The 13,697-nt window shown below is 74.5% G+C and carries 9 protein-coding genes and 1 pseudogene; 4 read left to right on the forward strand and 6 right to left on the reverse strand.

From position 1 onward, the window contains the following. Positions 1-227 precede the first annotated feature (227 nt). Positions 228-380, forward strand: a pseudogene (locus ACE1OC_RS39805) (SAM-dependent methyltransferase); the annotation flags it as partial. A 19-nt stretch (positions 381-399) separates the two neighbouring features. Here the strand turns inward: ACE1OC_RS39805 and ACE1OC_RS39810 are convergent. After that, positions 400-1,086, reverse strand: coding sequence for a DUF4230 domain-containing protein (locus ACE1OC_RS39810; protein ID WP_407841152.1), 687 nt, complete (start codon positions 1,084-1,086; stop codon positions 400-402). A gap of 71 nt (positions 1,087-1,157) precedes the next feature. Here ACE1OC_RS39810 and ACE1OC_RS39815 point away from each other — a divergent pair, with 71 nt between their 5' ends. After that, positions 1,158-1,463: a hypothetical protein gene (locus ACE1OC_RS39815; RefSeq protein WP_407841153.1), complete on the forward strand. Its 306-nt coding sequence runs from the start codon at positions 1,158-1,160 to the stop codon at positions 1,461-1,463. A 26-nt stretch (positions 1,464-1,489) separates the two neighbouring features. Here ACE1OC_RS39815 and ACE1OC_RS39820 read toward each other — a convergent pair whose 3' ends face one another. Together ACE1OC_RS39820 and ACE1OC_RS39825 are read right to left on the reverse strand one after the other, a co-directional pair. Further along, the gene (locus ACE1OC_RS39820; RefSeq protein ID WP_254385107.1) at positions 1,490-2,419 is read right to left on the reverse strand and encodes a hypothetical protein; all 930 of its coding nucleotides are present in this window, start codon (positions 2,417-2,419) and stop codon (positions 1,490-1,492) included. Positions 2,420-2,778: 359 nt separating this feature from the next. Beyond that, a complete protein-coding gene (locus ACE1OC_RS39825; RefSeq protein WP_407841154.1) occupies positions 2,779-6,534 on the reverse strand; it encodes a hypothetical protein in 3,756 nt (1,251 codons plus the stop codon). Positions 6,535-6,668: 134 nt separating this feature from the next. On the opposite strand from ACE1OC_RS39825, the gene ACE1OC_RS39830 reads away from it, so the two are divergent. Beyond that, positions 6,669-7,574 carry a D-hexose-6-phosphate mutarotase gene (locus ACE1OC_RS39830; RefSeq protein WP_407841155.1) on the forward strand — a complete coding sequence of 302 codons (906 nt, stop codon included), beginning with the start codon at positions 6,669-6,671 and terminating at the stop codon, positions 7,572-7,574. 47 nt (positions 7,575-7,621) lie between these two features. On the opposite strand, the gene bla is transcribed toward ACE1OC_RS39830, so the two are convergent. Next, on the reverse strand, positions 7,622-8,554 hold the full coding sequence (gene bla, locus ACE1OC_RS39835) for a class A beta-lactamase (RefSeq protein WP_407841156.1): 933 nt from the start codon (positions 8,552-8,554) through the stop codon (positions 7,622-7,624). Positions 8,555-9,033: 479 nt separating this feature from the next. On the opposite strand from bla, the gene ACE1OC_RS39840 reads away from it, so the two are divergent. Then, the gene (locus ACE1OC_RS39840) at positions 9,034-9,438 is read left to right on the forward strand and encodes a transglycosylase SLT domain-containing protein (RefSeq protein WP_274551450.1); all 405 of its coding nucleotides are present in this window, start codon (positions 9,034-9,036) and stop codon (positions 9,436-9,438) included. 77 nt (positions 9,439-9,515) lie between these two features. Here ACE1OC_RS39840 and ACE1OC_RS39845 read toward each other — a convergent pair whose 3' ends face one another. Both ACE1OC_RS39845 and ACE1OC_RS39850 read right to left on the reverse strand, forming a co-directional pair. Next, the gene (locus tag ACE1OC_RS39845) at positions 9,516-12,413 is read right to left on the reverse strand and encodes a helix-turn-helix transcriptional regulator (RefSeq protein ID WP_407841157.1); all 2,898 of its coding nucleotides are present in this window, start codon (positions 12,411-12,413) and stop codon (positions 9,516-9,518) included. A 97-nt stretch (positions 12,414-12,510) separates the two neighbouring features. Then, a complete protein-coding gene (locus ACE1OC_RS39850; protein WP_407841832.1) occupies positions 12,511-13,368 on the reverse strand; it encodes an alpha/beta hydrolase family protein in 858 nt (285 codons plus the stop codon). Between the last annotated feature and the right edge of the window lie 329 nt (positions 13,369-13,697).

The raw sequence follows: 13,697 nt of genomic DNA on the forward strand, positions 1-13,697 counted from the left end.
CATTTGAGCGCCCGCGCGCGCCGTGGAGATCCACTGGGAGGGATCGCACGGGTCCGGGCATCCCCGGATGTGTCATACACGGATGTTCGAGTCCGTGATCGAAAGGGAGATGCGTCCGACCTCCGGGTGCCGGCAGGCTGCGCCGGTGAACCGTGAACAGATCTCCGGGATCGCCCATGTCGATCACCCGATAAAGTCCCCGCGCGGCGACGAACGCGTGCTCGATGGGGTCACTGGCCTCATGGGCCCTGGACCACCCCGCCGATCCGGACAGCGGGCACGTGCCGGCGACGGCCACCGCCCGCCGCACCGAATGGCTGCGCACCTACCGGGACACCTGGGGCTTCGTTTCCCTGGTACTGCGTCAGACGTCAATCTGAAGGCGCGCGTTCGGCGGCGTCACACGTAGCCGACCGTGACCTCCTGGAAGCCCAGGGAGCGGAGCAGGCCCTCCAGCATCGTCGTGGTGTTCTTCTCGGTGCGCTCCACGAGCCCGCTGTCGCGCGCCGCTTCCGTGATGTGCTGAACGGCCAGGCGCTGTACGGCCTGTTCACCGGCCGGATTGTCGGTGAACAGGTCGCCCAGCCGGTCCAGCAGGCCCCGCTGCTTGGACACGGCGTAGGAACGGTCCAGATCCAGCGCCGCCGTGCCGAGGACGGCGTGGGGCAGGCGGAGCGAGACCTTGGTGCGCTCCTCGTTCACGGTGACGGCCTGCTCGCCTAGCCCGCCCAGGTCCACGTAACCGCTCACGGAGCCCGCTCCGACGTAGAGGGTCCGCGTTCCCCGGACGGAGTCCGGCAGGAAGGCCGCGTCCTTCTCCAGATCCACCACGACCTGGAAGTTGCCGGCGGCTCCCTCGTAACGGTGCATGTCCTGGATGGACTTGAGCAGGACCGGCCCCGAGCGGTCCACGGTGTCCTCGCGGAACAGGTCGCCGAAGCCGGGCAGAAGACTGAAACGGCCAACCAGGACCAGGACCACCGCGAGCACTGCCAGCCCACCGACGGCCCGTCCCCACCACGGCAGCCGCCGCGGCTCTCTTCGCGGTGCGGGTTCGCGCTCCGCGTCGTGCGATGAGTTGTCCATGTCCTGCGGATGCCCAACGCGCGCGGCCCCACTCCCCGGAGCCGGCAGCGGCCTGCGTCTACGATCAGGGGATGGATCGTTGCGAGGGGACGGCGCGGCTGGAGTGGTGGGCCAACGCGTCCACCTGCCTGGTGCGCGTCTCCGTCGAAGTGACGGCCACCAGCGCCGACGCGGGTGCGTGGGAGGCCGTGATCTCGCCGCCTCTCGATCTCGCAGCCCGCGAGATCCTCGAGCAACTCATCGATGCGGACCCGTGCTTCACCCTTCGGTTCGACGGGTTCGAGGGGGCCGACGCCTCGGTCGTCCTCGTACAGGCAGAGGGCTTCGACGGCCTCGGCCTCGACCACCTCCGGCTGGTCCTGATCCCCGGGCTGTGACGGGTCCATCGACAGGGCGGACAGGGCTACCAGGTGCCGCCCGGTGCGGCCTCGGCGTGGGCGGAGCGGCCGGGGGCGAAGGACATCCGGTTCCAGGTGTGGCGGCGGCCGCGGATGGCCACCGAGTAGGCGTACATGACCTCGGGGTCGCACATGCCGGGGAGGTAGGAGTCGCCGAAGTGGTGGGCGTCGAAGCCGGCTTCCTTGGCGTTGAGGGCGAGCTGCGGCACCACGTTCGCGTGCGAGCCCTCCTGGCTGGTGCCGATGGCACCCATGACGATCGCGCCCGCGTCCTGGACCGCGGCGACGGCCGTCGCGGCCAGCTCGCGGGTCATGCCGGGCAGCGTCCCCGGCAGCGGGGCGACCACGCCGTCCGCTCCGGCGTCGACGAGGGCGGTCAGCCGGGCGGGCGTGACGCGTTCGGGGCAGCCCGCGTGGTGCATCTTGCCCGACCACAGGGCCGCGTCGTCACCGAGCCCCTTGCGCAGTTCCTCGGTGACCCGGGCCATGCCGTCGTAGGTGCCGCCCGTTCCGGGGTTGGCGGTGATGCACAGCAGTGCGGCGCCCATGTCGATGAGGCGCCGGGCGTGCTCGGAGGTGGCGCGGCGGATCTCCGGGACGTCGCCGGGCTCCAGGTTCACGCCCACGGGGCGACCGATCAGGCGGGCGAGATCGGTGAAGGACGTGAAGGTACCGAGGCCGGGCATGACGAGCCGCTCCCCGTCCCAGGCCCGCTCGATGAGGTTGAGGATGACGATGTCGGCGCCGAAGGCCGCCACCAGCTCGGCGTTGTGCACGCCGCGGCCGTCGGGGTGCGGGGAGAGCGCGGCGCGCTCGGCGAAGACCTCGGCCACCATGGTCCGGCCCTCGGCGGCGGCCACCGCCCGGGTCAGATCGCGGCCGCGCAGGGCGGAGAGCGCGTCGCGGTCGAGGTCGAGGATGCGCTGAGTGGTCATGCCTACGACCCTAGCCAGGGGGAACCCCACCCCCGAGCCGCCGATGGTCCCCCCGAACAGGGCCCTTGGCCCCGGCCCCGGTTCCCCCTGCCGCACGGCCCCTACGGCACTTCAGCCCCGGGCGGATCCCGCTCACGCGGACCCGCCTTGCGGAATCCGCCTCCGCGAAGTCGGGCTCCGGAGTCGGCCTGTGGGGCACGCCTGTCCGGAGTCCATGTGCGTCGAGCCCGCCCCCGTGGAGTCCGTCGAGGTGTCTCGGTGTGGGCGCGGGGCCGTTCCCGTCCCGTCCCGCTGCGGGGGAGGCGGGACGGGAACGGTCTGGGGCACGTGGCGCGCGGCGGCGTCAGAGGGGTTGCCCCTCAGGTGCGTTCCCACGTCGTGAGGGCCTCGTCCGCCGCGTCGCGGACCTCCGGGACGGAGTGGGCTCGCAGGTCTCGCAGCACCCTTAGCGCCGGGCCGAGTTCACCGCCCGTCGACGCCGCCCGGCTCGCGTGGTCCTCCGCCAGGGCCACCGCGTACAGGCCCGCGAACAGCCCGTCCCGGGGCGGGAGCGTGCCGTTCCGGCGCCGCGTGAACCACCGCGTCCCCGACGCCCCGATCGCCAGCGCCGCGTCCCGCGCCTCCGCCAGCTCGGCCGGGGAGACCCGGGGCGAGCGGCGGGACATCGCCACCGCCGTACGGGCCGCGAGCAGCGGGCGGTCGTGTACGGCCCGGGCCTGTGCCCGAAGCTCCCGGGCCCGCTCGGCCGGCGGCGCGGCGGGGTCCCACAGCGCCGTCCGGGCCGTCACCGCCCACCGCAGGCTCGCGTCCTGCTCCGCGATCAGCGCGACCGCGTGCTGCCAGACGGGCCGGCAGGCCTCGGGCAGGCTCTGCCCGGCCGTTCGTTCCAGGCACCCCGCGAGCACCGCGATCCGGTGCAGGGCGTTGCGCGGGTCCTGTTCCGCCGGTTCGGCCGGCGCGCCGCGCCCCCGCGCCCGGGAGTCCGCCCGGGCCTCCCGTCCGTGCCGGGCCAGCAGCGCCGCCGTGACCGCTTCCAACGGCGGACCGTACGTGTCCGGGTCGACCCGTGCCGCGTCCACGACCGCCTCCACCGCGGCCCGCCACACGGCCTCGTGGCTCCCGGGCTCGACCGCCAGACGCGGCAGCAGGCCCGCGTCCACGGCGGACGGCACCACGAGGGCCCAACGGCGCAGCACCCGGCAGGCCTCGGCGACCGTCCGCGCGTCCGGCGCCTCCTCGGGCGCCCCGTCGGGGGCCCGGCCCGCACCCTCGGGGGAGGCGCCGTGCGCGGGCTCCTCCGTGAGGAACCGGCGGCACACCTCGGCCACGAGCTTCCCGTACGGCTCCCGCGCCGCCGTCGGCAGGGCGAGCGGGTCCACCCGCAGCAACGCCTCCCGCTCCGCCCTCGAACCCTCCCGTGCCGTCGTACGGAGGCACGCCTCCACCGGCCCCAGCGTCACGAGCTGCGCCGCCCGCGTCACCGCCGCCGCCCGGACGTCCCGGTGCTGCCCCGGCGCCGAGAAGGCCGCCACCAGCAACTCGCCCGCCAGCGCCGCCGGCAGCCGGTCCGCCGCCAGCCGGACGATCTCCTTGCGGCTCGTCACCTTCGTGCCCGTGGCCCGCTCCAGCACGGGCCGGAACCGCTCCGCGAGTTCCGCCGGCGGCACGTGCGCGCAGACCCGTCCGATCCCGTACACGGCGACCCGCGCCCGGTCGCCGTCGGCCCGCGCCAGCAGGTCGGGCAGGACCAGGCCGGGCCGGTCGGCGCCGGGCAGCGCGGCGAGGGCCGCCTCGGCCGTCGGTACGTGTTCCGATTCCGCGGCCTCCCGCACCGCAGACAGCCCGCCGCCGCCCGGCACCGCCGCGAGCTCCCGCAGGAGCGCGTCACCGGGGGACCGCTCCGGATGCGCCCGCGCCCGCAGCCCTGCCGCGAGCCAGTCGGCCACGGCTGCGCACGTCGCGTCGGTCCACCGGTGCGCGTACCCCCGTACCGGGGGCAGGACCTGCCGCAGGGACCCGCCCACGATCCGCTCCGGATCGTGGAACCGGCCGCGTGGCGGCGAGTCCAGGGGCGTGGAGGCGAAAGCGGGCAGCAAATCGTCGGCCTGCCGCGCCACGAGCTCCACCACACGCGGCAGCACGACGGCGGACGGATCCGCGGCGAGCAGGGTGCGGATGCGCTCGGCACGCGGGCCCGCCGAGGCCAGCCACAGCACACAGGCGCGTTCCGCCGGCCCGCGCGCGCCGGTCAGCGCGATCCGCTCCACGACCTCCGCCAGCCAGGGCTCGGCCCGCTCCCAACACGGGTCCGACGAAAGGGACTCGGCGAGGGAGAGCGCGGGGACGGGATCGCCCGCGTCGAGGGACTCCGTCACCACGGGACGCACGGCGTCGAGCAGCGCCCGGGCCGCGGTGGCCGGGGGCTCCGTACGCAGGGCCTGCGTCACGAACCTGCCGAACCCGCCGCCGGGCGTGTCGGGGCCGTCGGCGCGGACCAGCGTACGGACCGCCCACGCGGCGAGCGCCGGCAGCTCGCCGCCATCCGCTACGGAGGGCTCCGGAGCGGAGTGCGTCCCGTCCGCAGTCGTGTGCAGCAGACGCCCCGCGAGATGGGTGAGGGCGGCGAGCGTGCCGTACGAGAGGTCCCGCGCGGCGAGCGCGTCCGAGGCGATCCGCTCCAGCGCCGGCACCGCGGCCGCGGTGAAGGTCCGCGTGGGCAGGGCGCTCAGAGCGCCCAAGGCGGTCTGGCGCACCGGGTCCTGCTCGGAGCGCAGGCGGGCCAGTTCCGTCAGTACCTCGGTGGTCACCTCCGGACGCCGGGCCCGCGCGGCCGCGTGCACCAGAGCCCGCCAGGCTGCCGCGCGCCCCTCGGAGTCCGCCCGTCGGGTGTCGCCCCGGAGCGCCTCGGCCTCGTCCTCGTACGGAAGGAAGGCCCTCAGCGCCAGCAGCTCGACCGGCTCGGCGCCCCGGGTCCGCGCCCGTTCGAGGGCGTGGAGAGCGAAGGGCGCGGCGTCCCGGGCGGGCAGTACGCGCATCAGCTCGGCCGGGAGCACCGCCGTCTCGGAGCCCGCGGAGGCGGCGGGTGCGAAGCCCTCTTCGGCCCGGACCGCGTCCAGCACCGCCCGGCGCCGACCGGGCGGGAGCGCGGGCAGGAGCACCGCGAGCACGGGCGCGGGGACCGCCGCCGCACGCACCGCCGCGACGAGTTCGTCCTCGGGGACGGCGGCGGCGAACCGGCGCGCCCCGCTTCCGGACAGGGTCCTCGCCGCGAGGACGAGACGGCCCCGCCCCCACAACCGCGCCGCGAGCCGGGGCCGGTGGGCGACGAACGCGGGCAGATGCGGGACCAGCCCGGCCGGGAGCCGCTCGGGGCCGACCCGCTCGAACAGGTCCAGCGCCGCACCCGGGCTCACCTGCGCCAGCGCGGCCAGCGGGTCGCGGGCCGCCAGCAGCCACCAGAGCTCGCGGGCGGCCGGTGCCTGCGACTCGGCCTCCCGTACGACGGTCTCGTACACGACCTCGGGCACCCGGCGCGCCAACGGCAGCCAGGAGTGCAGGGCGTGCCGGAGCTCCGGCAGCAGACGCCGCACCGTCGCGGGGGAGCAGGCGGGCAGCAGCCGGGCCGCCTCGCGGTCGCCCCAGGTCGCGCGGACGGAGTCGATCAGGGCATCGGGGAGCGAGCCCGGGGTGCGGTGGAGGGCGGCGACGAGCTGTTCCCGGGCCGCGGCCGTGACCCGGTCGGTCACCAGGACCTCGGCGGTCGGGCGTATGCGGCCGGTGCACAGCGCGGCCAGCGCCTGGGCGCGTACGGCCCCGTGCGGGTCGGTGAGCCCGGCGACGAGCAGGTCCGCCAGCCGCTCACCGTGGGCCGGGTCGGAGGGGACGGCACGTGCGCAGATCAGTGCGGTGGCCCGGGTGTCGGGCACGTGCCGGTCGGGGTCGGCGAGCTCCGCGAGCAGGCCGGGCACCTCGGCCGGGGGCAGCGCACGCACCTGGGCGACGGCAGCGCGGATCCGCTCGCGGTGAGCGAGGGGAGCGAGCGAGGCGAGGAGCCGGACCGCGGCCTCCCGGCCGGGCCGGGAGGAATGGTGCGGGGGCTGCGGGGAGGTGCTCATGCGGCCATCGTGCAACAAGGGGTGGACGAGGAGCGAGGCAATTGAAAGACACCGGCCGCAAGCACCACGAAGAGTGCAACTCTCCCCAACCATGATGATTTGACCCGTCCGCTGCCGTGCAGCAAGGTCGGGGCATGGATCAGATCTTCGAGAAGTTCCGGACCCTGCCCGTCGAGGAGCAGCTCTCCCCGGCGCTCACCCGCCGCAGGTACGCGGACTTCCCCGTCCTCGTCGTGGACCACCCGCGCGCCGGACAGGCGTGTCTGAGCCTCCAGGGCGGACAGCTCGTCAGCTGGCGCCCGGCCGGCGCCCGACCCGACGACCCCGGCGTGCTGTGGTCAGCCGACCCCGACCTGTGGCGGCGCGGAACGGCCGTGCGCGGCGGAGTCCCGCTGTGCTGGCCGTGGTTCGGCCCGTCCGGTCCCGCCGGGTCGCCCTCGCACGGGTTCGCGCGGACCACCGACTGGGAGCTGACGGGGTGGGAGGAGGACGCGGACCGGGTCGTCGTGGAATGCACGCTGCGGCCTTCGGAGGCGACCCGCGCACTGTGGCCCGAGGAGTTCGTCCTCGTGGTGCGGTACACCCTGACCGACAGCTGCCTCATCGAGATCGAGGACCGGGGCGACCACACCGCCACCGCCGCGCTCCACACCTACGTACGGATCGGCGACCTGGGACGGGCGCACCTCGCGGGCCTCGGCCCCGAACACACCGACGGCATCACCCGGCGCCGCTACGAGGACGAAGACGGCACGCTCACCCCCGTCGACCACGTCGAGCGGTTCCAGACGGCGCCGGCGCCCGTCACCACGGTGCGCGACGAGGTGCTCGGACGAATCGTGGCCCTCGCCCACCACGACCACAGCGACGTGGTGGTCTGGAACCCGGGCGCCGAACTCGCGCGGGGAATGGCGGACCTCGCGCCGCAGGAACACCGGCACTTCCTGTGCGCGGAGACCGCCCGGGTGGGGCGGCCGCTGGTGGCGGAGGAGGGGCGGCCGGGCCGGCTGGCGGTCGAGCTCCGGATGACGGAGCTCTGAGAGCGGGGCCCGACCCCGAGCGGCTCGGGTGTCGGCTCGGCCGTGGATCACTTCGCGGTCAGCGCCGTGGCCAGGAGAGCGGCGGTCCGGGCGATGAGGGGGTTGTCGGGCGTGGCGTCGGATCGGGGCTTGGTCGTCAGGACGGCGATGACGAGAGGAGGCCGGCCGGGTGGCCAGGCGACGGCCACGTCGTTGTTGGTGCCGTACGCGCCCGCGCCGGTCTTGTCCGCCACGGTCCAGCTCCCCGGCAGTCCGGCCCTCAGCCGCTCGCCGCCCGTGGTGTTGCCCAGCAGCCAGTCGGTGAGCCGCCGCCGGTCCGCCGCATCGAGCGCGGTGCCGAGGACGAGGCGCTCGTAGGTCCGCCCGATCGCGTACGGAGTGGTGGTGTCGGTCACCCGCCGGGGTTCGGCGGTGTTCAGGTCCGGTTCCCACCGGTCCAGACGGGTCACCCCGTCCCCGGTCGAGCGGGCGAAGCGCGTGACGGCAGCCGGGCCGCCCAGCTCGCGCAGGAGGAGGTTGGCGGCGGCGTTGTCGCTGAAGCGGATCGCGGCATCGCTCAGCTCCGCGATGGTCATCCCGCGGGCGAGGTTCTCCGCCCGGCCGGTGATCGGGGCGTGCCCGGAGGCGGAGGCCTCCTGCGCGGTGTAGCGGACGCGCTTGGCCAGGAACTCCCCGTCCCGGTCGAGGTCGCGCAGGACGGCGGCCACGGCGAGGGTCTTGAAGACCGAGCAGAGGGGGAAGCGCTCCTGCGCCCGGTACCGCACCGTGCGGCCGGTGGCGGTGTCATGGGCGTAGACGCCCAGACGGGCGGAATGCTCCCGTTCCAGTGCCGCCAGCCGGTGCGCGACCGCGTCGCTGCCGCCGGGGGACGCGGTCGCGGCGAAGGCGCTCCCGCCCGCCGGCAGCGAGGCGGCCAGTGCCGCTCCGGCTCCCAGGGCGAGCACGGTGCGCCGGGACGAGGTCTTCCGTGTGGTGTTCACAGTTGTCCTCTTCCTCTCCGGGCCAAGATCTCAACCCTCGCTGGGCCTGTGGCCTTCGATCCGGGGGTCGCAAAGCACCCCAAACCTTCCTCCGAAAGGGGTACGGCTGGGAACGCAGGGTGAGATTCGGGGCTGTCGGCGGTGACCCGCCCCACAGGACCTTGGTCACATATGAGGCGGGATAGTAGTCCTTGGACGGCCCTTACCGGTCCTCTCGAACCGTCCCTGACCTGCGCTGATACCGGCCCGGTCTCTGGGGGGTCGTTGCGCCTCGGCTGCGAGGGCCACTAGTAAGAGGGGTCGTTGCCAGGCGGGCTCTACCCCCGTAGAACTGGATGTGTCGCAAGGCGGACGGAGTTCCCCCGGGTTCTCCCGGGTTCTCCCGCTCCCGCCGACGATCCCCTCTCCCTCGCGTGAGTGGCTCACGCACGTCTTCGGCGTGTCTGCGACTGCCCTTGTTCCCTTCGGAAGGTTCGTCCGTGTCCAACGCCGTCATCCGCCGCATCGCCGCTTCGAAGAAGACCCTCGCGGGTACCGTCCTCGCCCTGGGCGTTGCCGGTTCCATGCTGGCCGCGGTTCCCGCGCAGGCCGCCCCGATGAGTGCCAAGGCGATCGCCCAGCAGATGATCAAGGACCCGGCGCAGTTCGCGGCGTTCAACAACATCGTGTCCCACGAGTCCGGCTGGGACTACACCGCCACGAACTCCGCTTCCGGCGCGTACGGCCTGGTCCAGGCCCTGCCGGCGTCGAAGATGGCCTCGGCGGGCTCGGACTGGAAGACCAACCCGGCCACCCAGATCAAGTGGGGCCTGGACTACATGAACTCCCGCTACGGCAGCCCCGCCGGCGCCTGGACGTTCTGGCAGAACAACCACTGGTACTAAACCACCAGCGGAACACGAAGACACGAAACGCCCGACCGGTATCCCTCCGGCCGGGCGCTTTCGCATACCCCCACCCCTCACGGCCGCGCGCTGCCCCGTTCGGCCCGGTCCACCAACCGGGAGAGCTCCGTCCGCGAACGCACTCCGAGCAGCGCGAAGACGTTGCGCAGGTGGTGGTCCACGGTGCGCGGGCTGACGGAGAGGCTCAGCGCCACCTCCCGGTTGGTGGCGCCCTCGGCCACACAGCGTGCGATCCGCAATTGCTGCGGTGTCAGCAGGGCCAGCCCGCCCTCCGCTGCGGGGGCGGGTGCCTCACCGGTCGCCCGCAGTTCGGCACGGGTCTGCTCGGCCCAGGCCGGGGCCCCGCAGCGCTCGAAAGTGACCAATGCGTCCCGTAGCCGGTTCTTCGCCTCGGCCGGACGGCGCCGACGGCGCAGCCACTTCCCGTACAGCAGTTGGGTGCGGGCCCGCTCGAAGTCACCGTGCACCGCCTCGTGTCGGTCCAGTGCCAGGGCGTAGAGCGCGTCGGCCGAGTCGTCCGGCGGGGCGATCAGGGCGCGGCACCGGGCCAACTGCGCCGGTGCCTGCGGGTCGGTGCCCTGGGCTGCCCAGAGGGCGAACTCCTCGACGGCCGCCTTCGCTTCCGCCGAAGCCCCTGACTGTACGGCCGCTTCCACGAAGCACGGCAGGGCGAGCATGCGGACGGCGAAGTGGCCGCGCCCGGGCCCCGGCCGGGTCAGCGGGCCGAGCCGGGCGGCGGCCTCGAAAGGACGGCCGCGGCACAGGTCGGCGCGCGCCGAGGCCCACTCGGCCAGGGTGACGGCTTGGAGGAGCCCGTGCGGGCGTGCGATCGCGACGGCTGCTCCGGCGTGCGCGGCGACGGCGGCCGCGTCGTCCTCGACCGAGGCGACCAGGGCCAGGATCGCGTGCTGACCGGCGGCCACGTTGCGCTGGCCGGCCCGGTGGGCGGCGCGGAGGCCTTCCTGCGCGTGGGCCCGGGCCCGCGCGTGCTGGCCGGCCCGCAGCTCGGCGTACGCGAGGTGTTCGAGGATCCGCGGGGTGAGGGAGGCCAGCCCCCGCGACCGGGACACGGCCAGGGCCCGCGCATTGGTCCGGCATGCCGCCGCGATGTCGCCGAGCACGAGCGCGGCGACCCCGGCCCGCAGCAGGCGGGTGGGGTCGTCGTCGTGCTGCGCACGGTCGAGGACCCGGCGCAGCGGCGGTTCGGCCTCGGCCGGGTGCCCGTCGATCGCGGTGCGCAGCCCCGCTCGGTAGTCGAGCATCGGATGCCGGGGAGCAGCGGCGGGATGGGGCTCGGTCTGGGTCTGGGTCTGGCGGTGCGGATGGGGGCCGGACCGTACGGACGCCATCCGCCGGACCGGCGAGAACGGGGCGGCCGGCCCCGTCGGCGCGTAGGCGAACGCGGTGTCCCGTGGTGGAGTCGTGAGCGGGGCCTCGGTGAGGGCCGCGATGCAGGCGGCGGCGTCGCCCGCGGCCCACGCGGCGTCCATCGCCTCCATCCTGGCTTCCAGAGCCGCCTCCGCGTCGGTCGGGTCGAGGTGCTCCGCGGCCATGAGCAGCGCCTGGTAGGCGTCACCGACCGGGCCGTCCCGCAAGGCCATGCTGCCCCGGACGAGTTCTGTGCGGCCCTGCACCGCATCGGGGGACGCGCCCTCCCGGGTGGCCGCCAGAAGCCGGCGCGCCCTGCGGGGATGTCCCGACAGACGGGCGTAGTCCGCCGCGGCGGTGAGGCGTGCGGTACGGGCACCCTCGTGGGCGGTGAGCTCGGCGGCCCTGGACAGGGCGGCCGAGCGTTCCATGCCGGACGTCGGCGTGCCGGGAGCGGCCGCCTCGTCGAGGCCGGCTGCGAGCACGGCGTCGGGCCCTTGCACGGCCAGGGCGAGGTGGAGGAGATGGCGCAGACGGAAGCGGTCGGCGTCGATGACCGAGGCGAGCAGGGCATGGGCGGCACGACGCCGCGAGGACGGCGCGCCGGAGTAGACGGTCCGGCGGAGCAAGGCGCCCGTGAAGGTGATGCGGTCCCCGTCGTGGTGCACCAGTCTCGCCGCCTCGGCGGGGTCCAGCGCGGCCGGGTCCAGGCCGGCCTTGCGGGCGGCACGCAGGACCAGGGAGGCATCCGCGCCCGCCGCGTCGGGATCGGGCTCCTGTGCGGCCGCCGCGAGGAGCAGGAGCTGCCGGGCGGGGGCCGGCAGCGGGGCGAGGCGGCTCCCGAAGGTGGCCCACAGGGCGCCGCCGTCCATGAGCGGGCGGGGCAACGGCCGTCGGCCGCCGAGCTGATCCGGCGTCAGGCGCTGTGCGAGGGACGTCAGAACGGCGGGATTCCCTTCGGCCTCGGAGAGCAACTCCGCACGCACGGCGGGATCCAGGCATCCCCCGGTGAGGTCGCGGAGAAGGGTGGTCGCCGCGTCGTCGTCCAGCGGGCCGAAACGGACCACGGGCCACCCGCTGAACTCGAGTTCCTCCGAACGGTGTTCCGGCAGCGAGAGCAGGAGTCCGATCGGGCGCCCCGGGTCGGGGTGCCGCACGGCGGCGCCGAGAACGGCCCGCGAGGGCGCGTCCCACAGGTGTACGTCGTCCACGCAGACGAGCAGCGGCTCTCCCCCGGGGAGGAGCTGCCGCAGCAACGCGGGCAGTTCGTCCGGCCGGCCCGCTCCGAACGAGACCGGCGGCGGTGCCCCGCCCCGTACCCCGGCCGCCTCACCCAGCAGCGCGCGCAGGCCGTCGTAGGATTGGAGGTTCCGGGGGAGGGGTCGGGGGCGCAGGACGGGCCCGAGCGTGAACTCGCGGGCGGCCCGGGCCAGCAGGGTGCTCCGGCCCAGTCCGGGCTCCGCCGCGAGCAGGAGCGCTCCGACGCGTTGGGGCAGGAGCTGGTCCGACAGGGCTGCCACCGCGGCCAGTTCGGTCGTCCGGCCGTATATCCGGCAAGGACTGTCCACACGCGTGTGTCCGGTCACGCCGTGAGGTTACTGCCGTGTAAACAGCGGCGGAAGACCGGACGCAGCAGGTGGGAGGCCGAAGCGTACGGGCGGCCTCCCACCTGCCGGGGTCGGCTCAGGAGGTATGGGGGCAGTTGCCCCGGTACTCCTCGATGGCCAGGCTGGGGCTCGGCACCGGGCAGAGGAACTGCTCGTAGCGGCTGTCGTTGTCGATGAACCGCTTGAGCCACGAAATGCTGTACTTCGCGATGGTGGTGTCCGAGCTGTTCGGGGTGAAGTGCGTGGCGTTGTTGAGTTCCAGGTACGCCTTGTCGAGGGAGCCGGGGAGGCTCGTGTAGAAGGGCTCCGAGTGCGTGAGGACCGGTGCGACCGTGTCGCCGTCGGCCCCGACGATCAGGGTCGGCGTCTGGATCTCGGGCCAGGACTTGTCGGTGTTCCAGCCCGTGAGTGCGATCGCCGCCTGCAGCGAGGGCCGGCTCTTGGCGGCCTCCAGGGTGCCGCCGCCGCCCATGGAGTGGCCCATCACCCCGAGCCGGCTGCTGTCGATCCTGGTGCGGACTGTGCTGCGCTCCGTCAGGTAGTCCAGGGCGGAGAGCAGTTGGCGCCCCCTGCTGTCGGGCTGGTCGAGGGTGGTGAGCGTGTCGATGGTCAGGACGACGAAGCCCTGGGAAGCCAGGCGGGGGCCCAGCCAGGCGATGGACGACTGGTAGGCGGTGAAGCCGGGTGAGATCACCACGGCGCCGAAGGTCCCGTCCGCGGTGGAGGTCGGGTAGTAGACGGTGCCGCCGCCGAAGCCGGTGACCCCCAGGGAGGAGACGGTGGTCTGCGACACCGCGTAGGAGCCGCGGAGGGCCTCGATGCTCGACCGGGTCGGCGCGGGGCCGCGCTCGTACGGGTTGGCCGCGGCCTGCGCCCCGGAGGCCGTGAACGTGGCGAGTGCGCCGATGCTCACGAGCGCCGCCAGTGCGGCCACGAGCGAACGGAGCCGCGTTCCGCCGCCGGCGGGGTCGACGGGGCGCCCCTTCCTGGCGGGGGCGCCGTGGTCGGTGGTGGCCTGGTGGGTGTTCTCGGTGTGTTCCTGCTGCACGACGGAGTCGTCCTCTCGGTCGTGGCGGAGCCGTCCCGGCGGCGGCCGGTACCCGGCTGCTTGCCGAGGTCCGTGCCGCCTGACGGTGGGTCCCGCCGCTGTCGCTGGCCGGACCACTGTCACGGCGCACCCCGCGACCGCACATCGGTGGAATCACCGGTCTCGCCGAGGGAAGCACCGGTCACGTCGGCGGACGTACCGGGGCGCCGCCGGAC

Source organism: Streptomyces stoeckheimensis, assembly GCF_045822005.1.
In the GTDB taxonomy this organism is placed as follows: Bacteria; Actinomycetota; Actinomycetes; order Streptomycetales; family Streptomycetaceae; genus Streptomyces; species Streptomyces stoeckheimensis.

What these genes read in the sequence shown, in the direction of transcription:
- ACE1OC_RS39810 (WP_407841152.1), bottom strand. Translation starts at nt 1,086, where the DNA reads ATGGACAACTCATCGCACGACGCGGAGCGCGAACCCGCACCGCGAAGA.
- ACE1OC_RS39815 (WP_407841153.1), top strand. Translation starts at nt 1,158, where the DNA reads ATGGATCGTTGCGAGGGGACGGCGCGGCTGGAGTGGTGGGCCAACGCG.
- ACE1OC_RS39820 (WP_254385107.1), bottom strand. Translation starts at nt 2,419, where the DNA reads ATGACCACTCAGCGCATCCTCGACCTCGACCGCGACGCGCTCTCCGCC.
- ACE1OC_RS39825 (WP_407841154.1), bottom strand. Translation starts at nt 6,534, where the DNA reads ATGAGCACCTCCCCGCAGCCCCCGCACCATTCCTCCCGGCCCGGCCGG.
- ACE1OC_RS39830 (WP_407841155.1), top strand. Translation starts at nt 6,669, where the DNA reads ATGGATCAGATCTTCGAGAAGTTCCGGACCCTGCCCGTCGAGGAGCAG.